Source organism: Planctomycetaceae bacterium (genome assembly GCA_041398825.1).
Taxonomy (GTDB): Bacteria; Planctomycetota; Planctomycetia; order Planctomycetales; family Planctomycetaceae; genus F1-80-MAGs062.
In genome coordinates, this window is the sequence record JAWKTX010000001.1 from 414,846 (window position 1) to 441,192 (window position 26,347).

Here is a 26,347-nt window from a genome sequence, read left to right on the forward strand (position 1 = left end):
AGACTCAGATACCGCCCTGACCGTTCTGTGAAAACCGCCGCAGATCCAGCGTGGGCTGTTGGTCGAGTGTATCCAGTGCGTTATCGCGTTCCTCGTTGAGTTGCTCCGCTCGGTTATTCCAGAAGTCACTCAATTCCACAATGGCAGGACCCAGCAGGAACATGAAGACGGATGGCATCAGGCACAGCGCGACCGGGAACAGCAACACAAAAGACGCCGCGTTGGCTCGTGCATCCGCTCGTTCTTTCAATGAACTGCGAATGCTGTCACTGTACTCGGTCAGCGAACGCGAGATACTGGTTCCTGTGCTTTCTGACTGCATCAACAGTGATGTGAATGAATGGACGTCTGGTGTATCGATTCGGTGGGAAAAATTCTTCAGCCCCTGAACCAGCGAACCAACCTCTGTTTGTCGATTGACGATGGATAGTTCTTCAGCCAGTGCGGGATGAACGCCGCTGAGTTCGCCGGCAATTCGCTTCAATGACTGTGGGACTGTTAATCCCTGGCTGACACCCATGTTCAGCATATCAAGAACGTCCGGAAGACCCCGGTCAATGTCAGCCTTTCGATCGCTCGCCTTGAATGCCACGAGGAGTGGCGGCAAAGCCCACATCAGCAACGGAGCCAATACGACGGCACCCAGAATCCAGAGTTCCAGTGCCGGGGGAGCCATGATTAGCAGGACACCGAAAAAGACGAGTGCCAGGAATGCGAGCACAAAACGAATTGCGCTGAGGTTCAGCCACGAAGCACGCGAACGATAACCCGCTGCGCTAAGGTTCATTCGTTGATGTTCTCGCCGTTCTTCGGATTCCGGCAGCAACGCTGCCAGTGAAGGGGTGACGGAACCAAAAATGTAATCGTCTTCAGGGATCGGTAGTTCTTCCGGTTGAAGCGCGCGAAGCTGCAGATCGTTATCGGTCAGGATTCCGCTGAAGGAGGAAAACAGCTTCCGATCACGCCATGTCGATGTCTGTAATTCGCTTTGTGGAACAGCAAACGACGCCACCGGAGCTGATCCCGACACATTGGCGGCACCGGATCGAAGGGCATCACCAAAATCAGACAGCTGTGATGTTGCTGCGTGAATCGCGCCACTGATCGGACTTGTGAAGCGATCGAGTGAACTTTCACTGTTTTGACCAGCCGTATTCTGACTCTTCCTGTCCGGATTGGTACTGTTTGCAGGACCGTGCGCAAGTGCTTCGAGCCGTTGCTGGTGCTCTCGGTTTTCGGCGGCAGGCGGCTGCGATGGGTGTGGACTCTGATTGAGATCCAGACGCGGCCGCTCTGCTGATGTGCTGCCGAACATCTGCTTCAGTGCGATGCCGATGACAGCAATCAAACAGCCAATAATTATGTAGGACGACATTATCTATTCTCCAGAACCGCCGGGCACAGGCTGAACAGCAGGAATCAGAAGCGAGCCGTTCGCTGCAGAACGCGGAAAACGATCAGGGCGCCGACAATCTGCAGGACGACGGCCGACCAGAGTGAAAGTCGGCCCCAGAATGAGCTCAACAGCTTATCCAGGTAGTCCGGGTCTCGGAAAAGGTAGAATCCAATAATCAGGATGGGCACCAGCACCATCATAGTCGCACCGGCACGACTGGCGATTGTGGCTGCGCGAAGCCGAGATGCGTAGTGCAGTCGGTCCCGCACTGACGTCGCCATACGTTCGAGGACCGAAATGAGGTCGCCCCCGGTGTCCTGATGAACGGCAATGGCAGAGCTCAGCATGGTTAGCGTGGTAACGCCGGTTCGATAAGGAAGATCTTTTACCGCACTGGCAAGATCCAGACCCATCTCTGTCCGACGGGCTGAAAGTCGAAGTTCGTCACCCAGAGGCGATTGTGTATCTGCGGCCACCATTTGAAAGCTGTTTTCGATATTGCGTCCACTCCTCGCAGCCCTTGCCATTTCTTCCACCATCGCTGGCATCTGTTCCATAATTTTCTTCTGGCGACGCGAACGCAGAAGCATGGCAGTCGCGATGGGCAACAGCATTCCCACAATCATAGCGATGCCCGACCGAATGGGGTCTTCAAACATCACGAATGCGAGCCCGCCCAGCGTCAGGCCGCAAAGCAGACAAAGTCCCAGCCATACGGAGGGAGCCGTTCGGATGCCCGACTGAAGCATCAGTTGATCGAACCAGCCATTGACAGAGTCACCGGTTGAGTCACTGCTTCCGGTGGAGAAGCGATGATCTTCCTTCAGCAGTCCGGAAAAATCGGCTACGCGCTGTTTTGGCTGTGGAAATGATGTGTCACTTGCGATCATATTGATTTCGATTCGTCAAAGTGCAGTTCGCGAGGTTCGAACAGTGGCTTGTACTGTTCAACATCTGTTCCGGTCAGTGCCAGTCGTCGAAGCGCAACAGGCTGGTAGCCGGTCGCGAAGAAACTGCCCCGGATTCGACCTTTTTCATCATGGCCGGTGATGCGATAAACGAAGATGTCTTCGACCTTGTATTCGCCATCGCGTACGCCGGAGACCTCTGAGACACGCGTGACGCGTCGTTCACCCGAACTCAGGCGAGTGACATGAATGATGATGTCGATGGCATTTGCGATATACTGACGTGCAATGCGTGAGGGAAGTTCTGCACCTGACAGGGCGATCATCAGTTCCAGTCGATCCAGAGTCTCCCGCGTATCATTCGCATGCACAGTGCTCATGGAGCCATCATGACCTGTATTCATGGCCTGCAGCATGTCCAGCACTTCGCCACCGCGTGCCTCGCCGACGATGATTCGGTCTGGTCGCATTCGCAGCGAGTTTCGAAGCAGATCTCGCTGGGTCACAGCGCCCTTGCCTTCCATGTTCGGCATGCGGGTTTCAAGGGGCACCACGTCGGGCTGCTGCAGAGAAAGCTCCGCTGTTTCTTCAATGGTGACAATACGCTGCGTTTCCGGGATGAAGCGGCTCATACAGTTCAGCAGAGTTGTCTTGCCGGCACCGGTACCGCCAGCAACGATGATGTTCATTCTCCCCCGAACCGCCAGAATCAGAAAGTCGGCGATCGCAGGTGCGAGTGAACCGAACTTGATCATGTCTTCGATCTGCAAACGACGATTCCCAAATCGTCGAATGGAAACAGTGGGACCACACAGTGCGAGCGGCGGAATGACTGCATTGAAGCGAGATCCATCCGGCAGGCGTGCGTCAACAATCGGATTCGATTCATCGATTCGACGACCGGCTCGCCCGACCAGCCGATGGATGAAGTGCATCAGATGACCGCTGTCAGCAAATCGCACGTTCGTGGGCTGAAGAACACCACCTCGTTCAACGAGGACGCGATCGGGTCCATTGATCATGATATCGGTGACGGTGGGATCAACCATCAGCGATTCGATTGGCCCGAATCCGTAAATCTCATCCATAATCTCGGTGACCATCGCTTCGCGCTGTTGGCCATCGAGGTGTACATCCTGACGTGAGCAAAGATGCTGGGCCAGAGACTGCAACTGAGTCCGCAGCTCAGCCTCCGTCAGTGTTTCTGCCTTGCTGAAGTCGATGACGTCAACGATTTGTCGATGGATTGACGTTTTCAGTCGCTGGAAATCACGACTCGCGGCGACCGAGGAATCTGTAGAACTCACCATTGATTATCCCTGCCGTTAACAAATGACTCACGGCGAATCTCAAACAGCCCGCCATGTCAGTGCATGACGGAGTCGTAACGTCAAAAACTAATGCTTCCCGTCTGTTATCGATCCCCACCCGTGCAAAGTACACAATTGTCGAATGTCACGTTGCAGGCAGAGTGTCCCGAAGATCATGCGAAAACGGCAGAATCCGCGCGACGTCAACAGTCGGACCATCTTTGTCGGGTGAACGTTCCAACTGTCTGGCAGGACTTCGCGATCGGACCTCAGGTGCGATTCCTGAATGATCGACTTCGGATCTCTGTCCCGACCGAGTTTCAGGTTTATGACAGTCGGCAGGATTGGGTTGACAGCGGACCAGCAAAGCTGATTGTTGGATCGCCTGTTGAAGAGCGGAATGGCTCGAGCCGGAGGCCCTATGACACGACGGTTTACAGCCGTCCAGCGTGCCTGTGCCGATTTTCAACGGACAGTTCGCTGCGAAACTAATACGCCAATCGCATCCTGTAGACGTATCTGTTTGACGGGGCTGTGCCGGTCGAATCCATGATTGCGGTCGCGGTGGTCATCACACACGGCTGGAGGACGATGTCGACCTGCCCGGACTTTGACATACGGACTGACATCACTCGTGCCGCAACCGTTCGGTCCAGCGTCAGAGCCTGTGTGCTGTTCGAAGAGCCGTCATGTTCGGGCTCGGCGTCGTCTGATTCCGTTTCCGATTGCGTGATTGGGAACAGGACGGGGCGACCCAGCGCAGATGCAATCGCATCTGCAAATGGATTCAGGCTGGTCTTTGTCAGTGCAACGCCTGTACAGCGATGAGGGAACACAATACTGGTCGCTGCAGTGCGATCAGTTGGACCTCCAGCGGCAACTCCTCCATGCAGCGAATCTGCATCAATTCCTCCGGCCATCCAGTCTGTCAGCAGAGACGGATCCAAATTCGGCTGATTACAAAGGTTCAATGGGATGATGTTTCCGCACTGATTAGCAACACTGTTGGGCTGAAACGTCAGCTGGATTTCAGGCAACCCGTCCGGCCCCGGTTGAATGGTATGACTGTCGTTGCTCCATGCGTACTGGTCCTTCCCGTGCCCCTGTTCGATGAGCCACGTCCACGAGCGAGAATTCCTGCCGGTGCTGTCATCGGGAATGGCCAGAGGGGCCATCGGAATGTTAATCCCGGGGCCTGCCTGAAATGCAACCGGCTGGTTCTCAATCTTTGCCGTCGCGTGCATGCCGATGGCTGCTTGTTGCACTCCGCTCAGTCCCGGAAAGAACATTCGGACGCTGTGTTTTGGCCCGCCATCAGAACGGAGTCCGCCGTATGTCACAGTGACAGAGGCTGGAATTGTCGATGTGGACGACGCGACAACGGAGTCTGTGCCGTTGAAGAGAATATCGGACTCATCGAGTTCAGGAACACCGGCTGAGGCGTGGTATTTTCGAGACATGTCGATGGCGGAAAGTTTTGCGCGATCCAGTCGCCACTGATTTTCGAGGTCGGCTGGGTGAACTTTCAGCAGATCGTCGGACAGGAGCTCGCTGCCCGCTGCCAATGCGGCTGCTTCAGCGCAGCGAATGGCCTCTGCTCGCATCTGGCTGAGCCACAGTTGATTGATGACGAGTGACGTACAGAGTCCCGCCAGCATCAAGGCAAATACGCTCCAGGCCGAAATCACACCTCGCCGACTGTGTAAGCGCTGTTCGCGATGATCCAGTTTTTGATATACGCATGCCTGCATCGGCGAGAATCCTTTTTCGTCAACAACTGTGTCCTGTCGCTCAGACGTTGTTTGCAGAAAGAAAGCCTGACCTGAGTGTCAGGCCAGGCTTGCATTCGATGGACAACAGGCCGGGCGAACCTGGCCGGAATAGAGATGTATCAGAGCGAAGAACTGGATGCTGTTTGAACGGAGCCAGTGGATTTGCGGTCGACGCCAGTCGTCCAGTCACTTCCATTGTTGTTATTGTGCAGCGGCGTAACATCCAGATCCATGTCATCGGTATTTCCGTTCTGGCCAAGCCTTTTTCCATCCTTATCCCAGTAGTAAGCCCCACGCCCGCCACCGCGGTAATGCTCGGTAACAAAAGGCTTTTCCTGCTCTTCTTCTTCGACCATGCCCAGCAACTGTTTCAGTGTCACTCGATCTTCATCCGACTGGACGTCGACGCCATTGTGACCAGGACCGTGCGGGTTGAATGTCAGATCGATTTGTCCTTTCTGGCTCGCCAGCAGCATGATCTGTGACTGCTTCTTATCCAGTTCCAGGGTGACGTTATGACCGCGCTCAACAGCGCTCTGCGTGTAGCTGCGGTTGATCGCAACCACCCGAACGCCCTCGAACAACGTCATTGTCATTGCATTCTGATCGGCACCATTTCTTCGGGGATCCGATGATCGCTGGAAACCGGTGGAATCGACTGTCATGTGAACGTCGACGTACTGGCCCGGCTTAATCAGCCCGTTGACCATTGCGGTGTCGTCGCCGACATTGACGGTTACAGCCCGCATGCCGTCCGCGATATCCAGATCCGGATGATCGCCGGGAGCATAGAACTGAGAACCTCGCAGCGGCGTTGCTGCTGTGATTGCCTCTTTCGCAATTCGGCCGACAATCGAATCCTGGTTCAGGAAGGTATCGGGAGCCAGATCGCCCGTCTGCCAGGGGCCGTTTGCGAGGTGTTGTCGGGTGATCAGCGTCCCGGGCGCAATGTCAGTGGTCGCCATCGGAAGAGTGCGGCGATCTTCTTTGGCTTCAGCGATTACTTCTCGGGCCGTCAGTTTCTTGAAGATGAAGCCCACAGCCAGAAGGGCGATCATCAGAAAAGCGGCAACAGTCAGCATCCACGGCGTAAGTTTCACGACGTTTATCTCCAGACGATTCTATTCAACGCAGAGGGGAAATATTCAGCGAGTTCCTGGTTGGTCAAATGACCTGTCAGTCTGACTTTGCGTTCACCATCCCTGCGCTGCGACGTCAGTGTCATCGCATTTTTACGCCACGGCCCGGCAGCGATTTGTAATCCTGTTGCTGCGGTCGTTTCTTCCTGGACCGCAATGTCTCTGTTAACGGTTCAACGATGTTTCATTCTTCATGATTTTATGAGGTCGTCTCAGAACCGTTCTATTTGCTCTGAAGCAACCTGTTGTTCCATAACCATTGGAGCATCAGCTTCGATGAAGCGGCCTTTGACACTAAATCCTGTTAACCATAACAAGTCCGGCGCAGCGTTATTCATAGGAAGCCTGATGTGAACGTTCCCAATGCCCCCAGCGTACGGTGCAGGAATAACCTCAATCTGGCAGCCCGAGGCCAGTTTCGGGCCCAGCATTCTTGTGACATGATCCCTGATGTGATCGGGCTGCTGGCCAGTGAGGCACAGCATGCGTGAACCCTGACGAGCCGCATCACCGATGCGAGTGCGTGCCGACATCAGCATTGAGAATTCAACAATTGCAAACACGAGCAGAAGGAAGATTGGCAGCACCAGGACGAGTTCCATCGACAGAATCGCGCCCCGTCGATTGGCTCCCCGTTCCGGAGAAATGTACGGACCGGGCGACATCTGCACCTCTTTGCGCGCTTGCTGTCGGGCAAATGCACTGCTCCTGCGTTGTCGATCCACGATCTTCATTTCCTGCTCCACCGAAATGCCATGAAGCCGCCCGGATTCGCGTTTCGGCAGAATCGGCGGCTTCATATCGCTTCGGCTGATTGTGTGCCGGAGGATCAGTGTTTTGGCGACTGCCCGCATCACCATTGATTCCGAAACAACGCTAACACGCTCCACGTCGCAAACGCCACAGGCATTGCAAATGCCATGACCCGACGCTTCGATTTTTGCTCCAGCGTCTCTCCCGACTTCTTTTCGTTCGTGTTCTTCAGGTATTGAGTCCTGGTTTTTCGGAACCCCTGTTGGGCAATACTGCCGAGCATCATCACCATCGTGCCAATCGCCACAAACAGCAGACTTGTGAAGAGGACTTTCAATGAAAGGCTCGCGCCCAGCCACACACTCAGACCGCCCATCAGCTTAACGTCGCCACCTCCGGCGGATCCAATCATCCACAATGCGAAGAGAATCCCGAAACCTACAAGAAATCCCAGCAAAGCTGTTTGCAGGCCAGCCAGCCCAAAGAAGCCAATCTGGTAGACTAACCCTGCGACGCACATGGGCACTGTCAGCTTGTTAGGAATCTTCCGGAACCGGTAGTCGCTGATCGCTGCGATTGTGGTGTAGATCACAACGGCTGCCAGGAAGACTGATTGAGATGTCGACAATTCAAACATGGGCGAATATCCAGTGACCGGAGACTGCATTTGGCAGCCGGATGAGATAAGTGGTCGCAGGTACGTGGCTGGCTGACCTGCGAGACCTGTCGCAGACTTCGTCCATCCCGTGGCGATTCTCAAACGAATCAATTGTTGTTCGGGGAATACGCGAAGCCACGAAATTTCCTACGCATTCCCAATACCCTTTCGTGCGAATTGCTTCCCTGATCGAAGTAACCCGTGCAACCGATAGAATCCAACCAGGCATTGCCGACTGAAGTCTGACCACTGGTTCTCCACTGGCCCCGTCCTCTGCTGCCAATCCGGGAAGTTTGTGACTTTTCAGGAAGTCGTGGGACTTCTGCTGCAGATCCGGCATTGATGTCTAACATCGGATTTGCAGTTCTGATCCACATTGAATCGTAATTCTTCGCAGGCCCTGCTGGTCCAATGGAATCCAATCCCTTTGCAGTGTTGTCATTGATCGTGGCTCCGGCCATTCTGACCAATGCATCGTCCGTATTGATCATGAGTACCAGCAATCGTCTGGCACGCGGGGTCGACCGCGCAAGAGAATTGTCCAGGCAGCTCGAAGCGACAGATGACCTCAGTACAAACGAAGCCCAGAGGCGACTACGGGAATTGACAGCGGCCGAACGCCGTACCCTGCTGCTGTTGCGTTCGCTCCGAAGCTTCTATGTGGCATTGGGGGCATTCGCATTTGCCGCTCTGGTTTCTCTGGTCGGAGCGGTATCGGTGCCACTGCAATTACAGGTGCTGGTTGTGCCCCTGGAGTTGGCGGGGGTGACCGCGGGTGTCGTCGCGGTGGCGTCGCTGGTATCTGGTTCAGCACTTCTCCTGAGAGAAACCAGAATCGCGGTTCAGATTGTGAACGAACGAGCGGCGACGATTCGTGAACGATTCGGAACGGCGGAGATCGTCTCCAGAACCAAATAAACGTCAGGAATTCCAGAATGCCTTTCGATTCCCCTGCGGTAAACGTTGTCCTGCTCGGAATTGAAATGGAGATAACACCTGAATGACTTGTACGAACCGCGCCGAAGACCGCAGTATTGGTTTCAGTGAGTTATTTCCATGACAGGCACCATGCAGGACCAGTGCTGCATTGGATTCCAAGCCTGTTCAGAGTGTGTTCCGACGTCTTTTCAAGTATGTGGAGAATGCGATGCGGTCGCTGCTGTGGATCGGATTTCTGGTCGTCTGCGCCGGTTGTGGTGACTCAGGGGACACCGCTGCTGTTTCTTCTGCAACCGGGCCGTCCTTTCAGGATGCATGGCTTTCTTCGGATAAGGAAGGAGAAAGCCGTGTTACGACTTATCAGCCGACGGACACCGTTTTTGTAAAAGCGGATCTGGTCGGTGCCCCGGCTGGCACGGAAGTCACAGCTTCGTTGATCGCCGTAAAGGTCGATCACCCTGATGTCCCGCGAGACACCGAAATCGGCGCGTTCACACAAAAATTCGATGGAACGCTCAACCGGATGAATTTTGATTTTTCAAACGATGGGCCGATGCCCTCAGGTTCCTATCAGGTGGACTTGAGTATTGCCGGCAAACCAGCAGAGACACTTCCGTTTACAATACCGCCCGGTGAAGGCTCGCAGGACCTTTGACATCATCCACGGTGAGAAACCTCAGAAGGTCTCTCTGTCAGTCAGACGGTCATGCGGATGGCTTGAACCTCTGCGGCGTGAATAGCGTCACGATGTCTGGCCGACAACGCTCAATTCCGGATCTTGTTTGCCGAATGTGATCCGCTACGCGAGTTTCAATTCACCGCTGGAATCCCCGAATTCCGTTGTCGGGATACCAAAGCGATTCAGCATATGCACATACAGATTCGCCATCGGCTGAGAATCTGCGTTCAGGTAGCGGCCTGTCTGGATGGCACCGCCACCGTGGCCTGCCAGGATAACAGGCAGATTGTCATGCGAATGTCGATTGCCGTCTGCAATCGCTCCGCCGTACACAACCATTGAGTTGTGCAGCAGTGAATTTCCGTCGACGTCACTTGTTTCATTCATTCGCTGAAGAAACCGTGCGAATCGACTGATGTAAAACTGATCGATTGTCGCCACTTTCTGCGCCAGCTGTGGATCCCGTTGGTTATGTGTGAGGTGATGATGGCCTTCCGGGATCCCCAGTTGCGGAAAAGTGCGGTTACTTCCATCATACGCCAGCAGCAGGGTGGAAATTCGGGTTGTATCCGTCTGGAACGCCAGCACCATCATGTCGAACATCAGATCGATGTAGGCCGCGAAGTCGGCGGGGATGCCATTCGGTGTCGCCTGCTGCACCATCGGAATGCTGCCGTGCATTTCTGCAGCCTGGAGACGCTTTTCCAGCTCTCGCACGACCGTCAGGTATTCATCAAACTTTTGTCGATCATTTACGCCAAGTGTCTGCTGGACATCAGCCGCTTCGTCCAGAACAAAATCCAGTATGCTTCGCTGCGTCTTTTGTCGGAGCTCGAAATTGCGTCGTCGTTCTTCCCCTTCACCGGCACCAAAAAGGCGTTCGAAGACAAAACGCGGATTTGCCTCGGGTGTCACGGGTGTCGTGGGCGAACTCCAGGCCAGATTGTATTGGTAGGCGCAGGCATAGCCGGAATCACAGCCACCTGAATTGCGGATAACGTCAGACGACAATTCAAGTGATGGAAATCGAGTCAGCTGCCCTGCCCTTTGCGCGGCAAACTGATCGACACTGACTCCAACGTGTATGTCGCTTCCCGCCGTCTTTCGTGCGCGGGCGCCCGTGAGAAAAGTGGCGCTGGCACGCGCATGATCACCAGCGCCGTCTCGCCCGGGGGTCGCGTTTTCATGATCGAGTCCACTGATGACCTGAAAGTGCGACTTGAGCGATTCCAGCGGCATCATGGTAGTGTTCAGCTGAAAGTCATCCGTTGGAAACCAATGGTCCTGCTGAACACCGTTAGGAATCGACATGAAAGCCATGCGCAAAGGGGCGCCGGTGGACGTAACTGCAAGCGGGTTTTCATGTGTGGGCGCTGCCAGCAACGACCTGGTCTTTAATGACACCAGAGCGGGCAAGGCGATGGAGACGCCAATGCCTCCCAGGAAACTGCGACGATCCTGACGATGGGTTCGAAACCTGGTCATAGTCTGCTCACTTTTTCCGGACGACTGTTTCGCATTTTTTGAAAGGGGGCCGATTCGATGACGCCAAAGACCAGTTCGCTGAATCTGCCATTGTTCGCCTTCAGACGTGCAACAATCTGGTCGACTGTCTCTTCATCGGTGTAGTCCAGACCGCGGCCAATTGCGAATGTCAGCATTTTCTGGCTGACACAACGGTAGAAATCTTCTGCGTGAAACTCCCGGAGAATACGTTTCAGTTCTCGCACATCCTGAAATTCTTCACCAGTAATCAATCGTCCTGAAGCGTCAATTTCACCTGTGCTTTCTTCCTCTCGCCATCGCCCGAGTGCATCAAAATTCTCAAGGGCAAGTCCCAGAGGGTCCATTCGCGAATGGCACGAAGAACACAACGCGTCTTCTCGATGAGCCGACAGTAGTTCCCTTAAACTGGGTTTGTGATCGCCAAATCGATCGGCTGCTGATTCCAGCGCCGGCACGTTGGGTGGCGCGGGGGGAGATGGTGTTCCCAGCAAATTGTCCAGCACGTACAACCCGCGTTTGACTGGTGACGTACGCGTTGGGTTCGATGTGAGCAGAAGCATTGACGCGTGACTGACAATCCCGCCTCGAGGGCTGTCTTCAGGCAAAAGAACCCTTCGCATCTCGTTGCCCTGGACATCCGGAAGGCCGTAGTGTCGAGCCAGTTTTTCGTTTACGAATGTGTAGTTGCTGTCAAGCAGATCCGGCAGGCTGCCGTCATTCTTCGCGATGTATTCGACGCACATTTCCGTTTCCTGCTGCATGGCGCGTCTTAGTTCATCATCGAACTGATCCACAGCATTTCGAATCTCTCGGAAGCGACTCCTGGCTTTTTCTTCTTCGGGAGTGAGTTCTCGATTGAATCCCCTTGAACGTCGGCTGCGGAACTCCGACAGCAGCTGTTCGTATTCTTCCTGAAACCCAAGGACGACAACCGGATCGACAGTTGTCTGGCGGACATCGCGCATTCGAAGCCACTGACCGACGAAATTGCGGATAAATTCGCGAGCCCGCGAATCGCTCATCATCCTTTCGACCTGCGGGCGAAGTGCACTTCGGAGTTGTTGCTGTTCCGCCAACTCCACAAGCTCGCGATCAGGCATTGTCGACCAGAGGAAATAGGATAGCCGGGAGGCAAGTCCCGGTTCATCGATCATCGCCACCGGTTGATCTTTCTGTTCTTCCATGGGGTTCTCCAGACGGAACAGGAAGCGAGGCGATGCAAGTGCTGCGACCATGGCCTGTGCAATTCCCGACTCAAACGTGGATTCCGGTTGCAACCACGATTCTTCGGCAATACCCACAAGCCGATCCACGGTTTCTGATTCAATTCGACTCCGGAATGCACGTTGAGTGAAACGACCAATGATCTCACGGGCATACTCACGGCGGGCTCCCGGGTAGACTGCCGCGGGCGGCTGATCTCGGGTGAAGAACCGCAGGTAGTTCTCCGGGTGAACGCGCTCAGGCGTATCCTGCGGCCCCTCGATTCGCACCGTTTCGACGTCAAACCAAACGTTGCCTGATCGATTTTGTTCGACGTCGTCAGGAGATTCTTCTGCTTTCAGCGGAATGATTTCATAACTGAGCACGCGGTCTCCTTCGTCCCACGTTTCCTCAAAATGATCGGTATGCAGTTTGTTTTCATCCCAGGCATATTCGCGTCGGCTCAGTTCCCGATCGTCGACGCGGAAAACGACCTGGTAACGTGCGGAATCGAATTCAAATGTGCCGTTGAGTCTGACTGCCGTGTCGATGATGTAGCGACCGGGTTCGGTGATCGTGATTGTACGTTCCACGTGAGCGGGTTGTTTACCGGACAATCCGTGTCCGTCGAAATTGCGATCCTTGTCCCGAAATTCGCGTCCATTCAGTTTTTTTGAGGGCAGGACCCACGTTTGGGTTGGAACCGCTTCTGCCACGATCTGCTGAGCGGCCTTGAGATATTTTTCCATCAGCAGTGGTGAGAAGCTGAGCGCGTCGCCGACATTATCGAACCCAAACCCCGAATCATCGGGCGGAAAAAGAATGGCCGCGTTGAAGCGAATTCCCATCAAATCTGAAACTGTGTTGCCATATTCTTCTCGGTTAAGTCGTCGAACCGTTCGCCTGCCAGGATCCGGATTCGCCAAATCAATTTGAAATGCCGTTTGCTTAATCCAGTCCGTCAACAACCGAATTTCATCGGTCGTCGGCTTCTCACTTCCAACAGGTGGCATGACCTGAGCGCGAACATTTCTAAGGACATTCCACCACGCTTCCGGTTGAGACGCGGCTTCTGAATCTGAAGAGAATTCTTCCAGTGACAGATTGCCTTCTGCTGCGTCATTTCCGTGGCATTCAAAACAGTATTTCTGAAGAAGCGGCCGGATTTGTGCCTGATAATCGTCAGCAATGACGGGGCTTGCCGAAACAACTGCCTGCCCGCCAGGGCAAAGTACGATGCCAATCCAGACCAGAACTGCGGCGGGACTTGCAAACATCCTGTTGCTGGTCGATTTGTTGTTCTTGCAGGGAATCAAGACATTGGCCCCGGTGGAGGTTCGATAAAAAACTGAAACAGCTGGCGGACGTTCCTGGGTCATTCAACAGGTGATTCAATCAGTGGGTCGCGCATTCGATTTCGTCCGTGACAGGTGATCCGGTCTATCAGCCCGTTGAACAACGGGACTGGATCGAGCAGGAGACCTTAAAACACGATGGTTTTCAGTCGTCCTGCATGACTGTCCCGGTTTTTCAACGGACAGCTATGGATTTCTTCATGCAGCGGACTGTCGATTTGCCCCTGTCATTCTTCACGAGAATCTAAAGCATGTGGAAACTCGACGCTAACAATCGTAGACTGTTTCCTTCCCTCCAGGTGAAACTCTCCCGCCAACATAATGCTGTCAATATGCCGATTGAGACGTGAATCATGACAAATGCTATCGTCGTTCACGCAACGAATTGCTCATCGTTCCGGATTGTCCGATCCCGCCACCGCAGTAAGCAGCTTTCATCGCTGCTTTGTTCTGCGCTGATCGTGCTTCTGTCTGGTTCAACCGCGGTCGGCGAAGATCGTTCCGACTATGTTACCCGGATCAAGCCGATTCTGCAGGAAAAGTGTTATTCCTGCCACGGAGCGATTCGGCAGGAGGGCGGTCTGCGACTGGAAACGCGTGACTTGATGCTGAAGGGAGGAGATTCGGGGGCTGTTTTCACCATAGAGATGCCTGCGGACAGTCTGATCCTTGAACGTGTGACAACCGATGATTCGGACCTGCGGATGCCTCCTGAGGGAGAAGGTTCGCCCCTGACAAAATCGCAGGTTGAGTTGTTGAGTCGGTGGATCAGCGATGGGGCTGTGGCGCCGCACGAAGAGATTCCGGCCAGTCCGAATCAGCACTGGGCATTTCAGCCTGTTGTCCGCCCTGCTCTTCCGACCGTGGCCGTTGCGGAATCTCCACCTGCCGTCGATCCGCCCGGACTGTCTTCAGAAGCAAATCCCATTGATGCCTTTATCGCAGCGGGATACGCAAAACATGGTTTGCGGCCTGTGGAGCGAGCTGACCAGTCAATGCTGATGCGCAGAGTCTACCTGGACCTGACTGGTCTGCCGCCGACTTACGAGCAGCAGAAGGATTTTGTGAATGATAAATCTCCCGGTGCCTACGAGCGGCTTGTGGACCAGCTACTAGCGAGTCCCCAGTATGGCGAACGCTGGGGACGGCACTGGATGGACATCTGGCGATACACTGACTGGTACGGACTGGGCGCACAGTTGCGTAACAGTCAGAAGCATATCTGGCACTGGCGTGACTGGATCGTTGAATCGTTGAACGCTGATAAAGGTTACGATCAGATGGTGCTTGAGATGCTGGCTGCGGATGAACTCTATCCGACGGATGCCGATAAGCTTCGAGGCACCGGATTTCTGGCTCGGCATTACTATCTGTTCAATCGAACGACCTGGCTGGACGACACCATTGAGCACACCAGCAAGGCGTTTCTCGGGTTGACCATGAACTGCGTGAAATGTCACGCCCATAAATACGATCCTATTGCTCACGAAGATTACTACGCACTGCGTGCGTTTTTTGAACCGTATCAGGTGCGACTGGATGCCGTGCCCGGTCAAACCAACCTGGAAGCGGATGGACTGCCGCGAATCTTTGATGCTCATCCAGAGGCCCAGACGTTTCTCCACCTGCGCGGCGACGAGAAGAACATCGATAAGTCTCAGGTGATTCAGCCTGGTCTGCCGGCTATTCTGACATCCGCGCCCTTGCACATCGAACCCGTCGAACTTCCTCCGGTTGCAGTCAACCCTGCACTGCAGGAATTTGTACTGGAAGATAGTCTGGAGGATGCACAGCAGGCGATTGCCAAAGCCAGGGAGGCAGTTGTAAGGGCACAGAAACAACTGGCAACGCTGCAGCAGTTGAAGACAACGCCTGCCAATGCTGGCGCAGATGAAGAATCAGATGACTTCATTGTCGATGATTTCGATTCTATTCGCGAAGACGACTGGCAGCTGGGCGCCGGATCGTGGTCCGTTGCCGGCGGCAAGCTGATTCAAACTCAAACCGGTGCTTCGCGGGCCTTCCTTCGGACTCGGCATCATCATCCCGCTGATTTCATCGCGTCAATCAGATTCACGACAACTGGAGGAGACAAGTGGAAGTCTGTCGGGCTGGCGTTTGATGTGACCGGTACGACACCGGGCGGAACGACCGAAAACGCCAACGAGAAAATGATCTACCTGAGCGCCGTGGAGGGAGGTTCAAAATTACAGGTCTCTTACAAGAAAGATGGTCAGCAGGTTTATCCCCCAAAGGCAGCGAAAGCCCTGCCTGTCAGCCTGAACACGCCCTACGAAATGACGATTGCGATCCGCGGAGGCCTGGTCAATGTGCTTTTGAATGGCGAACACAGGATTGCGTATCAGTTACCTGTCCCGCGTGAAGACGGTGTCATGGACCTTGTGGCCTTCGATGCCGCCGTGGCTTTTGATTCGATCAGTGTCCGCAGACTTCCCATGGACTACTCACTGATTCCTGCAAGCAATGATGCTCAGCCGGATTTGCCATTGACGATCGAAGCTGCAGAAAAGTCACTTCAGGTGGCCCGGCTTTCCCTTGCTGCCGCTGAACTGCGTCCGGACGCAGTTCGCACTGCATTTGATGCAGATCGTGCCAAATCTGGTTTGCCGCCGGCAGCTTCCATGGATGTGGAAGAATCAAAGGCGGCGATTGCGAGAGCGGCTGTTGCCGCGCGACGATACGAACTGGCTCAGGCGGAGCTCAGTATGGCTCAGGCGGAGCAGAAACCAGACGACAGCAAAGCAATGACGGCCGCAAGGGATCATCTCGCAAGAGCCAGGAAAGCGGTCGATGAGCCGGGCGAAGACTACACGTCGCTGACAGCCTCGAAGAAGGCGTTGGAAGGGCCCGATGAAAAGGAAGAATCCCGCCGACAACCGTATCCGTCAACCAGTACGGGGCGCCGCACGGCTTTGGCACGATGGATGATTGATCGAAGGAATCCTCTAACGGCCCGGGTCGCAGTCAACCACATCTGGCTGCGCCATTTCGGGCAGCCACTGGTCGAAACCGAAACCGATTTCGGATTGCGAGCAAGGCAGCCCGTGCAGCACGAACTACTGGACTGGCTGGCCGCTGAGTTGATGGAGAATCACTGGAGCATGAAGCACATCCATCGGCTGATTGTAACCTCGCGCACCTGGCAGCTCAGCACATCGACGCTGGGCAGCGATGATGCGACCATGTCGACGGATCGGGAGAATGCGTACTACTGGCGACGCAATCCCGTTCGAATGGAATCGCAGGTGATCCGCGACAGTCTGCTGCAACTCGCCGGTGCTCTCGACCTGACCATGGGGGGGCCGTCGCTGGATGCGAATTCAAAGTCAAATGTGTATCGCCGAAGTCTTTACTTCAAACATTCCCGGGACGATCAAAACGAATTCCTCGCCATGTTTGACGACGCGGATATTCTGCGATGTTACCGAAGGTCCGAAAGCGTAGTACCGCAACAGGCATTGGCACTGGCAAACAGTGAGCTGTCTCTGAGGATGGCCAGAACCATTGCCGCAAATATGGCTCGTGATGGTCAAATTGAAACGGATGAGGAATTTGTCAGAGCTGTATTTCGCCGAATTCTGTGCCGTGAACCATCTGAGGAAGAACAGGCTGCGTGCATCGAGGCCATGTCGGAGACCCGCGGAATCCTGACTGGTATCGCTGCTGATCAAACCACTCAGCGGGTGCGGGAGAATCTGACGCATGCACTGATTAACCACAACGATTTTATTACCATCAGATGATGTACCAGTTGTGCGTTGGCGACGCATTCGCGATCGCGAATGACGTTGTGCTGAGCTTCGGTTTTCACTGTTCAGGTGGCATGGTTTTCACGGTTCAGGCCGCATGCAACGGGATTCTGTCTGCTATTTGGCGGCTGGTTGTTCGGTGGCCTGTGGTTCGCCTGCAAACCGCCAAATCGTACGGAAGTCCTTTGTCAATGGCTGTCGTGTCAGTTGAGCTCGCAGCAGTTCAATGGGAATTGAGTTCTGTTGCAGGACGGCATCGTGGAACTGGCGATCGGTCATTTTACCCGTGCCGACGAGTTGTTGCCGAAGTTCGCGAATCTGCAGACCGCCGAGCATGTAGGCCGCCTGATACAGCGGTCCATAGCCGCCCATTACCGAACGCCGAACTTCGGCCGCAGCGTTGGCTGGCTCATGACCCACACGACTGATCAGGAATTCAATGCACTGCTCCGGGCTCCATCGACCAAGTTGATAGTTGAGAGAAAAAATGATTCGTGCACATCGATGTTTGCGCCAAAACAGCATACCAACGCGATCTTCTGCCGACTTTGCGAAGTCCATGTCGTAGAGACGCATTTCCCAGTACAGCGCCCAGCCTTCGATCCAGAAGGGCGTACTGAATACTTTGCGATAAGGGCGGTAACGCTCTTTCATGAAGTATTGAAGCCGGTGCCCCGGAATTAACTCGTGATGTACGGTTGCACGGGCAAAGTGAATATTGTTACCGCGCATGCTCATCAGCTTCTCCGGATGCGTCATGGAATCCGTCGGGAAAGAAACAATGATGGATGGACCGCCCAGAAAGAAGGGATTGAGTCGCTGCCGCTCAGGCGACATCATGTCCATGCGCCATGTGTCTGCAGCAAGTGGGGGTACTGTGACCAGGTCGTTTTGCTGAAGAAACTGAATGGCTTCCCACGCAAGTTTGCGGATCATTTCCGGCTGATCGCCGGGATCAACATGCAGCGTCTTGACCTTTTCCTGAGCATCTCGCCAGTCGTCGAATCCCATTTCTGTTGCAGCTTTTTCCATTTCCGTATCGCACCATGCGAACTCTCGCTCTGCGATCCGGACGAGTTCAGATGGTGAATATGGAATGTGTTCGAACGCAAGTTCATCCAGTAGCGCCTGTTCGCCAATGGGCAGCCCGACAATCCTGTCCTTATCGTTTTCCGGGATGCCTGCGACAGAGCTGCGGACAATCTTTGCCAGCTGGGTGAGGGACTGGTCTGCGTTTGCGAAGGGTTCCTTACACCACCAGGAATAGACGGGATCGTATCCATCGTAAAAGCGGTGCGTCTCCGCCATGCGCTCGCGAAGATGGTTGATTCGTTCTGCGGCTCGAAGCGCCACAATCGGATCGAATTCCTTGTATTCGCCGTTTTCGATCGCTTTCTTCAGTGAATCGGACTGCGTCGATACGTTGTGAAGTGTTGTTGCCGCGTCCGCTCCTTCCGCCTTCTTCATCTGGTCACGTGTGCGGATGAAATCGATGATTTCCGTCCAGAACGGGATAAGTCTGATGGCTTCGCTGTCTCGTTTTTCGTCCGCCTGCAGCAACTGAAGTTCGTGGCGGATATGGTTCCGGAGCAAAAGGTAGTCGACCTGGTTCTCAATCGACATCGGATCGAAGTCAACCTGATCCATGGCCGCCAGCCAGCCAGCGTACTCCGACTGAAAACGAGTGAAACGTTCAGAATCCAGTTCACTTCGGTACTTGTAATTCAGGTCATTCCGATCTGCCGTGAACTGCTCGATCCAGTGACGCATGTCTGTGGGCTGCTCGTGACTATCGGCTGCAATGGGGGGAGCCGCCATGCTCTTTGCAGAGTGCTGGTGGTGTGTCAGTACCAGAAAACAGATCCCGGATGCCGTGCGGAGAGCAATTTGCCTGAGTTTCATCTGGACGCCTTCGACGTGTTGTTACATGAATGCCGAAGCGAAAGATTAGCGTACAATTCAGGCTGTCGCGAATAACTTATTTGATGTCTTCACGACGAAACGCGACAATCGAGGGTCGTAAGAACCTTTGGAAGTTTGTCCTGAAGTAACCTTCTTCGCATCGCGAGGCTGTTGATGAGCGAAGTTTCACGTGACCTGCAAAAGAAGACATCGCGCCGAAATCTCTTTGGCAATCTGCGTGATGGGCTGAGTGCCGTTGCGCTGGCGTCCCTGCTGCAGAATGATGTCCAGGCCGAAAACGCCCACCAGACACCCGATGGCCAGCCGCATTTTCAGCCAAAAGCGAAGCGAGTGATCTGGCTGTTTATGCGGGGCGGTGTCAGCCACATGGAAAGCTTTGATCCAAAGCCCATGCTGACGAAATTTGCCGGGAAATCGATTGATGAAACGCCATGGAAAGATGTGCAGGATCCCGAAAAGCTGAAGAGGGTCCGGGTTGTTGTTGTCAACGATGCCAATGGCCAGCAGCGAAAAGTCATCTATCCGCTTCAGGTGGGTTTCAAAAAGTACGGCCAGTCCGGAATTGAAGTGAGCGACTGGTTCCCTCACATCGGTCAGGTGATCGATGATATCTCTGTGGTGCGTTCGATGTGGACGACCGATGACAATCATGGTGCGCAGGTGCAGTTTCACTCCGGCCGTCACATGCTGGATGCACGCGTGCCGACAATTGGCGCCTGGATCAACTACGGACTGGGTTCACTGAACGAAAGCCTGCCCCAGTTTATACAAATGGGGCCACGATTTTTTGACGTCAGGGATGGGCATTACCTTGGCCCGGCATACGATTCCATCCCGTTAAAAGTGGATCCGGCCAATCCCCTGCCTTACGCAAAGCCACAACTGGATCTCAGTCGTGACGAACAACAGATTGAGTTTTCCCTGGTCAATCGGCTGAACGGCATCAGTGCCAGACAACATCCACTTGATGCAACTCTGCGAGCTCGTATGAAATCGTATGAGCTGGCGTTTCGAATGCAGACCGCGGTTCCTGATGTGATTCGGTTTGAGGACGAAACTCAGGATACACACAATCTTTATGGCCTTGACGACCCGAAGACCAGGCCTTTTGGTATGCAGTTGCTGGCAGCGCGAAGATTCGCTGAAAAGGGGTGCCGCTTCATTCAGATCATGCACGGTGATGGTGCGGCTGGTGCGTGGGATGCACATTCCAATCTGCAGACGAACCACACGAATTTGTCTGCTCAGGTGGATCGACCAATTGCTGGTCTGATCACCGACCTGAAGCGTCGAGGAATGCTCGAAGACACGATGGTTGTTTTTGCGACGGAGTTTGGACGGACACCGGGAACTCAGGGAAGTAACGGTCGTGATCATCATCCATATGGATTTAGCGTGTGGATGGCAGGGGGTGGGCTTAAAGGAGGTGTCGCCCATGGAGCCACCGACGAACTGGGTTTCCACGCCGTGGATCAACCGCATTACGTCACCGACGTTCATGCGACCATCATGAAACAGCTTGGTCTGAATGCACGCCTGTTGGAAGTCCCCGGACAAAAACGTACCGAAATGGATTATGGTCTGCCTATCGATGACATCATTGCATAAACATGGCAAGAGGCGGGCCGTTGAAATTGCCGGAGCCATTGCTGACGGAAGATTTTCGAAGAAGCGTTTAACTTAAGGCCTGTCCCGGTTTTTCAACGAACAGTGAACGGCGTAACCCGGCACAACGCTGATATCAGGACAGTGAAATCGATGGTCAATGGAATTATCCGAAAACGGTCTGCTCGTATGAACGGTGTTGATGGTGTAGGTTCGATGCAAAGCTTCGGCGAAGGTGAGCTACCAAAGACAGAGATTTCAACGTTCCAGTTTTTATCGCCCGGAGAACATCGCTGAACTTTTGAAGATAATTTCGTTACAACATGCAGCCTGTCAGTCGGGCATTGCAATTGACTGCTCCTTAAAAACGTCTGTGCTTGTTGAGATTTCATGCGATTAATCTTTCTGGGAACTGGTGGTTACCACCCGAACGAGCGACGGCAAACCGCCAGTCTGCTGTTGCCCGACGCTGGAATTGCACTGGATGCAGGAACAGGTTTTTTTCGCATGCCAGCCAGACTGGCGACAAACACCCTGGATGTGTTTCTGACTCACGCGCACCTGGATCACATTTGCGGATTGACGTTTCCCCTGGTGGCAATGATTACAAAGCAGATCACTTCGCTTCGGATTCATGGCAGCGCAAGCACATTATCTGCTGTCAAAACGCATTTGTTCTGCAGGGAGCTGTTTCCGGTAGAGCCGGATTTTGAGTGGTGTCCGCTGCCGGAAAGTGATTCGGCGTCATCCGGCGTGGCGATTGGCGATGCCGTCGTTACCTGGCAGTCTCTTGAACATCCCGGTGGATCCATTGGATATCGGATCGACTGGCCCGAACAGTCATTGGCCTACATCACTGATACCACCGCTCCGGGAGATTACAGTCAGTTCGTCCGGGGAGTTGATGTGCTGATTCATGAATGTTACTTCCCGGATGCGATGTCAGACTGGGCCGAAAAGACGGGGCATAGTTGCTCGTCAGCGGTTGCGGAAGTCGCGCGGGAAGCGGGCGTCAAAGCCCTTTATCTGGTTCACGCCGATCCGCAGCATCCGGAAGATGATCCCATTGGAATTGAGGGAATTCGTGCCATCTTCCCGGAAGCCTTTCTTGCTGAAGACCTTCAGGAAATCGAGTTTTGAATTCTGCCATGTCGATCACTGCTCCATCGCTTTCCTCTGGCCTGGTCGAAAGTCTGCGACATCCTGATACCCACGCGCGTCTTGTGTGGAATTCAGAAAATCAAACACTTTCTCCGGAGGGAAATAACGGCGAAACGTGGAAGGTTGTGAACGGGATTCCAAGGTTCGTTTCGGATGATCACCTCAAAAGCTTTGGGGATCAATGGACAACCTACGAAGTGGCTCATGAAGACGAAGACCGCGCAACTTTCGGTGCAAAGACAGGCATAGCGCTGGATCAGTTGGCTGGGCTGCGTGTTCTGGACGCGGGATGTGGTGGCGGTCGTTATTCAAAAATCTGCGGGGAAGCCGGTGCCACCGTGGTTGGAGCTGATCACACGCGCGCAGTGGAGAAAGCTGCCCGGCTGTGCGCTCACCTGCCGAGGGTTCATTTCGTTCAGGCGGACTTGAAGCATCTTCCGCTTCCGCCCGCGTCATTTGATTTTGTATTTTCGATTGGTGTCATGCACCACGATGCTGACACTCGAAAAGTGTTTGACGCCGTGGCAAGGTTTGTGAAGCCCGGCGGTCGGTATTCGGTGTGGCTGTATCGACGAAATCAGTGGTGGCAGGAAGCGCTGAACAGCGGACTCAGGTGCCTGACCACGCGATTACCGAATTCAGCATTAAAACCCTTGTGTCACCTGGGGGCTGTATTGGGAGGGACGCCGGTAATCAACCGGACGCTGAATAAGATCGTTAACTTCAGTGCTCACCCAAGCTATGAAAACCGAGTCTGCGATACGTTCGACTGGTGGGCACCGCAGTATCAATACCATCATACCATTGAAGAGCTGACAGCCTGGTTTCATGATGCTGGATTCGTTGACCTGAAAGTCCTGCCTCCGGAAAAATCGGGATCGCTTTATTCATGGGCTTATCAGAAAAACTTGCTGATTGGCAGCGGTGTGAATGTCACTGGGATTCGTCAATCGTAGTTCGCATCGGGATGCAGGATCGGGGCTTGCCTGGCTGCCTGAACGAAATCTTCATCTGCAGCAGTTGATTGAACGGGCAAGAGTGCTAAAACCCTGACTGGGCGCGTTCATTAAAGCGATAGCCTCAAACAACGACCGATGAATTCAGGGAATCGGAAGATGGCGGCACGGAAGCGAGCGACTCGGAAATCTGAAGCTGAACCAGTTTCAAAGTTGGCCACCCCTGGCAGGGCAACAACGCCTGATCCTCTGTCAGGGCCCAAGATGTTTGTGCTGGACACCAACGTGATTCTGCACGATGCCGCCTGCATTTTCGCATTCAAGGATAACGATGTGGTTCTGCCCATCACCGTTCTTGAAGAACTGGATCGATTCAAAAAAGGCGACAGTGATATCAACTTTCAGGCGCGACGGTTTCTTCGTACGCTGGATGAAATCACGGGCGACGTCATGTCGGGTGAAGGAGCTGAGCTGGGAGAGGGGCTGGGACGGATTCGTGTGGTATTGAACCTGGAGTCCGTTCGAACTCGCACGGCTTTACTTTCAGACAGTGCCGATCATCGTATTCTCAATACCGCGTTGGCGCTGCGGGAATTGAAGCCCGAAACTCAGGTCATACTGGTCACCAAAGACACAAATCTTCGGTTAAAGGCCAAGGCGTTTGGACTTGTTTCGCAGGATTACTTTACTGACAAGCTGATTAACATCGATGACGTTTATACAGGTCGCCGCCTTCTGAATGACGTTCCGAATTCGGTGCTTGAAAAATTCTACGATGGCGACGGGACGGTGGCAGCTGTTGAAATCGCTGAGGCAGAGAATCCCGTTAGCAATGAGAATTTTATCCTGCGCAACGGTACGCGATCTGTTCTGGCCACCTACCACGCGGACGAGCAGACCTTTGTCCGAATTAACAAGGCAGCCTGTTTCGGAATTCGTCCTCGCAACGCCGAACAATCGTTTGCATTGCAGTCGCTGACTGATGATCGCGTGCAATTGATTACGCTGGTTGGCCGCGCAGGTTCAGGCAAGACTCTTCTGTCACTGGCTGCTGCTCTGGAGCGTGCTTCGGCAGGTGCCTGTCGGCAAGTCCTTCTCGCCCGTCCAATTGTGCCTCTCAGTAATCGTGACCTGGGTTTTCTTCCGGGGGATGTTCAGGCGAAAATTGAGCCTTATATGCAACCACTGTTCGACAACCTGTCGGTCATCAAGAGAGAAAATGCTGGCTCTGTCGACATGATCAATGACATGCTGAAAGATGATCGGCTTGAGATTACTCCGCTCGCCTATATTCGTGGTCGTAGTCTTCAGCAAACGTACTTTATTGTCGATGAAGCGCAGAATCTGACACCGCATGAAGTCAAGACGATTATCACTCGGGCTGGCCAGGGAACCAAGATTGTTCTGACTGGTGATATCCAGCAGATCGACCATCCCTACCTTGATTCCCTTTCCAATGGGCTCACATATGTGATTAACCGAATGAAGGGTCAGAAGCTCTTTGCCCACATTACTCTTGAACGCGGCGTTCGTTCAGAACTGTCTGAACTTGCAAGCTCCCTCCTGTAACTCCGGTGTGCTTGCCACGCTGGTTGCACGAATGATGCAGTTCCAGGCGTAGTCTACTGAACGATCCGATATCAGGAGAGTGCGCCTGGCTTTCTGCGGCGTGTTGCCTGTGATGTGATCTGCCCCAGTGTTCATTCAGCGTCCGCAACTTCCCAGTCATCGGTTCGGAACGGGCTTGCGGGAAGATTAGCTGAATTGTAGAGGCTGATCTTTGGATTGGATGCCCAGGCGTAGCGGACACTTTGCGGCTTAGCGATGTCATCGTGCCAAACGACGACTTTGTCACCATCGATCCTGGCATCTGCCCACACAAATCTGTGATCAGGCCCGGCAATGGCAAAGCCGTCCAGCAGTTCTTTATCAGCCCTTAATCCATCGCCGACGTGATCGAAGCTGATAATCATTCTGTTGTCTTTCACGGAAGCCGAACGGTATGTTGGCCCCATCGGGACAAGGTTCTTTCCATATTGAGTAGCAAGAGCCCACTGTGCTAATCGTGAACCGACGGCTTGTTTGTTTCGCGGGTGTATGTCATTGGCTTCTCCGACGTCGACAGTAATGGCCATGCCCGTGTTCGGAACTGCCAGAGTTCTCAGCATTCCTTCCTGGACCTCAACCCATCCGCTGGATTCACTTGGCTGCTTCTGTTCCGCACGAAAATTTGGCAGCTGCACCCAGGCAAAAGGAAATTCGCCCTGCCCCCATCGCGTTCGCCAGTCATCAATTAGTGTTCGAAGCTGCACGCCATACAGATTTGCAAATCCGCGTCCGGCACTGTTTTCACCCTGATACCAGATAGCGCCTTTGATGGTGTAACCCACCAGCGGATGAATTTTTCCGTTAAACAAATTGGATGGATAGTTGCGATCCTTGCTGGGCTGAACAGCAAGCTGGGGGCGACGAGGCGGCTTGCGTCCAGCCTGTTCAGCGGCCGTCTTCTGTTCGACCCAGGCTTCCAGTTGTTTTTCGTATCGCACCTTTGCGGAAGCCGGTTCATAAGTCCGGTCATCATTTTCCCATGCTGCCAGACGAGGAGAGATTTCAGGAACGGCCTGCTGAGCCGACAAGCTCGTCCATGATTCAATCGATGTGCCACCGACGGACGAGTTGATCAGGCCGATTGGGACCTGCAATTCTTCGTGCAATCGTTTGCCAAAGAAGTAGGCTGTTGCCGAAAAACTTCCAACCGAGTTGGGATGGCTGTTGATCCATTTTCCCTGGCAGTCCGCCTGGGGTTGTGTTGAATGCCCGGATCTTACAGTGAACATGCGCAGCGTCGGAATGTCGGCACCAGCAATTTCGTCTTCTGCGTTTTGTACGCCCGCAACGGTCATTGCCATATTTGACTGTCCGGAACACAACCAGACTTCACCGACAAGTATATTGCTCAGGCTGATCATTCCACCATCACCGGATACTTCCATCTTCAGCGGGCCGCCAGCGTCCAGTGAAGTCAGCATCACATCCCATCGCCCGTCACCGTTGGTTGTTGCGTCGTGAGACTGATTGGCGATCCTGACACGAATCTGACTTCCGGCGTTTGCCCATCCCCAGACATGCACCGGTTGATTGCGTTGCAGGACCATCGCATCACTGAAGACGGCAGGCAGTTTGAGTTCAGCCAGAGCGGCATTTGCGTGCCAGCACACAGCAGCGCATGAAAGAGCAAGAGTTACGAAACGCATAGTCGACTCGCTTGCATTCAATTTGGTGACAGGAATCAGAAGGGAAGTTCAATTATGCAG

19 protein-coding genes are annotated in these 26,347 nt (G+C 53.9%); 8 read left to right on the forward strand and 11 right to left on the reverse strand.

The window, feature by feature from the left end; genetic code table 11:
- Nucleotides 1-4: 4 nt before the first annotated feature.
- From R3C20_01480 to R3C20_01490, 3 genes are read right to left on the reverse strand one after another with little or no spacing between them, the layout of a single operon-like run.
- Nucleotides 5-1,375 carry a type II secretion system F family protein gene (locus R3C20_01480; protein ID MEZ6039147.1) on the reverse strand — a complete coding sequence of 457 codons (1,371 nt, stop codon included), beginning with the start codon at nucleotides 1,373-1,375 and terminating at the stop codon, nucleotides 5-7.
- Nucleotides 1,376-1,419: 44 nt separating this feature from the next.
- A complete protein-coding gene (locus R3C20_01485; GenBank protein MEZ6039148.1) occupies nucleotides 1,420-2,286 on the reverse strand; it encodes a type II secretion system F family protein in 867 nt (288 codons plus the stop codon).
- Entirely contained in the window at nucleotides 2,283-3,614 is a 1,332-nt protein-coding gene (locus tag R3C20_01490; GenBank protein ID MEZ6039149.1) for a CpaF family protein, read from the reverse strand. Before R3C20_01490 ends, R3C20_01485 begins: the two co-directional genes overlap by 4 nt.
- A 120-nt stretch (nucleotides 3,615-3,734) precedes the next feature.
- Here R3C20_01490 and R3C20_01495 point away from each other — a divergent pair, with 120 nt between their 5' ends.
- Nucleotides 3,735-4,106 carry a hypothetical protein gene (locus tag R3C20_01495; protein MEZ6039150.1) on the forward strand — a complete coding sequence of 124 codons (372 nt, stop codon included), beginning with the start codon at nucleotides 3,735-3,737 and terminating at the stop codon, nucleotides 4,104-4,106.
- Here the strand turns inward: R3C20_01495 and R3C20_01500 are convergent.
- From R3C20_01500 to R3C20_01515, 4 genes are all read right to left on the reverse strand, one after another.
- Entirely contained in the window at nucleotides 4,103-5,365 is a 1,263-nt protein-coding gene (locus tag R3C20_01500) for a hypothetical protein (GenBank protein ID MEZ6039151.1), read from the reverse strand. The two genes, R3C20_01495 and R3C20_01500, sit on opposite strands and share 4 nt — an antisense overlap.
- A 140-nt stretch (nucleotides 5,366-5,505) precedes the next feature.
- Complete coding sequence (cpaB, locus tag R3C20_01505) at nucleotides 5,506-6,486, reverse strand: Flp pilus assembly protein CpaB (protein MEZ6039152.1); 981 nt, start codon at nucleotides 6,484-6,486, stop codon at nucleotides 5,506-5,508.
- A gap of 251 nt (nucleotides 6,487-6,737) precedes the next feature.
- A complete protein-coding gene (locus R3C20_01510; protein MEZ6039153.1) occupies nucleotides 6,738-7,379 on the reverse strand; it encodes a pilus assembly protein in 642 nt (213 codons plus the stop codon).
- The gene (locus R3C20_01515) at nucleotides 7,379-7,915 is read right to left on the reverse strand and encodes an A24 family peptidase (protein MEZ6039154.1); all 537 of its coding nucleotides are present in this window, start codon (nucleotides 7,913-7,915) and stop codon (nucleotides 7,379-7,381) included. The genes R3C20_01510 and R3C20_01515 overlap by 1 nt, the downstream gene beginning before the upstream one ends.
- A gap of 432 nt (nucleotides 7,916-8,347) precedes the next feature.
- Here R3C20_01515 and R3C20_01520 point away from each other — a divergent pair, with 432 nt between their 5' ends.
- The gene (locus R3C20_01520) at nucleotides 8,348-8,854 is read left to right on the forward strand and encodes a DUF2721 domain-containing protein (GenBank protein MEZ6039155.1); all 507 of its coding nucleotides are present in this window, start codon (nucleotides 8,348-8,350) and stop codon (nucleotides 8,852-8,854) included.
- 229 nt (nucleotides 8,855-9,083) lie between these two features.
- Nucleotides 9,084-9,530, forward strand: coding sequence for a hypothetical protein (locus R3C20_01525; protein ID MEZ6039156.1), 447 nt, complete (start codon nucleotides 9,084-9,086; stop codon nucleotides 9,528-9,530).
- Between the two features lie 144 nt (nucleotides 9,531-9,674).
- Here the strand turns inward: R3C20_01525 and R3C20_01530 are convergent, their stop codons facing one another.
- Together R3C20_01530 and R3C20_01535 are read right to left on the reverse strand one after the other, a co-directional pair.
- A complete protein-coding gene (locus R3C20_01530) occupies nucleotides 9,675-11,039 on the reverse strand; it encodes a DUF1552 domain-containing protein (GenBank protein MEZ6039157.1) in 1,365 nt (454 codons plus the stop codon).
- Complete coding sequence (locus R3C20_01535) at nucleotides 11,036-13,642, reverse strand: DUF1592 domain-containing protein (GenBank protein MEZ6039158.1); 2,607 nt, start codon at nucleotides 13,640-13,642, stop codon at nucleotides 11,036-11,038. The genes R3C20_01530 and R3C20_01535 overlap by 4 nt, the downstream gene beginning before the upstream one ends.
- A 329-nt stretch (nucleotides 13,643-13,971) precedes the next feature.
- Here R3C20_01535 and R3C20_01540 point away from each other — a divergent pair, with 329 nt between their 5' ends.
- Nucleotides 13,972-17,382 (forward strand): PSD1 and planctomycete cytochrome C domain-containing protein, encoded by a 3,411-nt coding sequence (locus R3C20_01540; GenBank protein ID MEZ6039159.1) that lies wholly within the window; start codon nucleotides 13,972-13,974, stop codon nucleotides 17,380-17,382.
- 123 nt (nucleotides 17,383-17,505) lie between these two features.
- On the opposite strand, the gene R3C20_01545 is transcribed toward R3C20_01540, so the two are convergent.
- Nucleotides 17,506-19,290 carry a DUF885 family protein gene (locus R3C20_01545; protein MEZ6039160.1) on the reverse strand — a complete coding sequence of 595 codons (1,785 nt, stop codon included), beginning with the start codon at nucleotides 19,288-19,290 and terminating at the stop codon, nucleotides 17,506-17,508.
- A gap of 174 nt (nucleotides 19,291-19,464) precedes the next feature.
- Between R3C20_01545 and R3C20_01550 the strand changes: the two genes are divergently transcribed.
- The 4 genes from R3C20_01550 to R3C20_01565 all read left to right on the forward strand — a co-directional run bounded on the left by R3C20_01550 (nucleotide 19,465) and on the right by R3C20_01565 (nucleotide 24,602).
- Complete coding sequence (locus R3C20_01550) at nucleotides 19,465-20,919, forward strand: DUF1501 domain-containing protein (protein MEZ6039161.1); 1,455 nt, start codon at nucleotides 19,465-19,467, stop codon at nucleotides 20,917-20,919.
- Between the two features lie 387 nt (nucleotides 20,920-21,306).
- The gene (locus tag R3C20_01555; GenBank protein MEZ6039162.1) at nucleotides 21,307-22,056 is read left to right on the forward strand and encodes an MBL fold metallo-hydrolase; all 750 of its coding nucleotides are present in this window, start codon (nucleotides 21,307-21,309) and stop codon (nucleotides 22,054-22,056) included.
- Nucleotides 22,057-22,064: 8 nt separating this feature from the next.
- On the forward strand, nucleotides 22,065-23,033 hold the full coding sequence (locus tag R3C20_01560) for a class I SAM-dependent methyltransferase (protein MEZ6039163.1): 969 nt from the start codon (nucleotides 22,065-22,067) through the stop codon (nucleotides 23,031-23,033).
- A gap of 264 nt (nucleotides 23,034-23,297) precedes the next feature.
- Entirely contained in the window at nucleotides 23,298-24,602 is a 1,305-nt protein-coding gene (locus R3C20_01565) for a PhoH family protein (protein ID MEZ6039164.1), read from the forward strand.
- Between the two features lie 131 nt (nucleotides 24,603-24,733).
- On the opposite strand, the gene R3C20_01570 is transcribed toward R3C20_01565, so the two are convergent.
- Entirely contained in the window at nucleotides 24,734-26,287 is a 1,554-nt protein-coding gene (locus R3C20_01570) for a sialate O-acetylesterase (protein ID MEZ6039165.1), read from the reverse strand.
- Between the last annotated feature and the right edge of the window lie 60 nt (nucleotides 26,288-26,347).

Bases quoted from the DNA above. Each gene is read 5' to 3' on its own strand.
- R3C20_01545 (MEZ6039160.1), bottom strand. From the start codon at position 19,290: ATGAAACTCAGGCAAATTGCTCTCCGCACGGCATCCGGGATCTGTTTT.
- R3C20_01570 (MEZ6039165.1), bottom strand. From the start codon at position 26,287: ATGCGTTTCGTAACTCTTGCTCTTTCATGCGCTGCTGTGTGCTGGCAC.
- R3C20_01560 (MEZ6039163.1), top strand. From the start codon at position 22,065: ATGTCGATCACTGCTCCATCGCTTTCCTCTGGCCTGGTCGAAAGTCTG.
- R3C20_01510 (MEZ6039153.1), bottom strand. From the start codon at position 7,379: ATGCGGGCAGTCGCCAAAACACTGATCCTCCGGCACACAATCAGCCGA.
- R3C20_01565 (MEZ6039164.1), top strand. From the start codon at position 23,298: ATGTTTGTGCTGGACACCAACGTGATTCTGCACGATGCCGCCTGCATT.
- R3C20_01550 (MEZ6039161.1), top strand. From the start codon at position 19,465: ATGAGCGAAGTTTCACGTGACCTGCAAAAGAAGACATCGCGCCGAAAT.
- R3C20_01540 (MEZ6039159.1), top strand. From the start codon at position 13,972: ATGACAAATGCTATCGTCGTTCACGCAACGAATTGCTCATCGTTCCGG.
- R3C20_01530 (MEZ6039157.1), bottom strand. From the start codon at position 11,039: ATGACCAGGTTTCGAACCCATCGTCAGGATCGTCGCAGTTTCCTGGGA.
- R3C20_01525 (MEZ6039156.1), top strand. From the start codon at position 9,084: ATGCGGTCGCTGCTGTGGATCGGATTTCTGGTCGTCTGCGCCGGTTGT.
- R3C20_01485 (MEZ6039148.1), bottom strand. From the start codon at position 2,286: ATGATCGCAAGTGACACATCATTTCCACAGCCAAAACAGCGCGTAGCC.
- R3C20_01500 (MEZ6039151.1), bottom strand. From the start codon at position 5,365: ATGCAGGCATGCGTATATCAAAAACTGGATCATCGCGAACAGCGCTTA.
- R3C20_01480 (MEZ6039147.1), bottom strand. From the start codon at position 1,375: ATGTCGTCCTACATAATTATTGGCTGTTTGATTGCTGTCATCGGCATC.
- R3C20_01490 (MEZ6039149.1), bottom strand. From the start codon at position 3,614: ATGGTGAGTTCTACAGATTCCTCGGTCGCCGCGAGTCGTGATTTCCAG.
- R3C20_01520 (MEZ6039155.1), top strand. From the start codon at position 8,348: ATGGAATCCAATCCCTTTGCAGTGTTGTCATTGATCGTGGCTCCGGCC.
- R3C20_01535 (MEZ6039158.1), bottom strand. From the start codon at position 13,642: ATGACCCAGGAACGTCCGCCAGCTGTTTCAGTTTTTTATCGAACCTCC.
- R3C20_01515 (MEZ6039154.1), bottom strand. From the start codon at position 7,915: ATGTTTGAATTGTCGACATCTCAATCAGTCTTCCTGGCAGCCGTTGTG.
- R3C20_01555 (MEZ6039162.1), top strand. From the start codon at position 21,307: ATGCGATTAATCTTTCTGGGAACTGGTGGTTACCACCCGAACGAGCGA.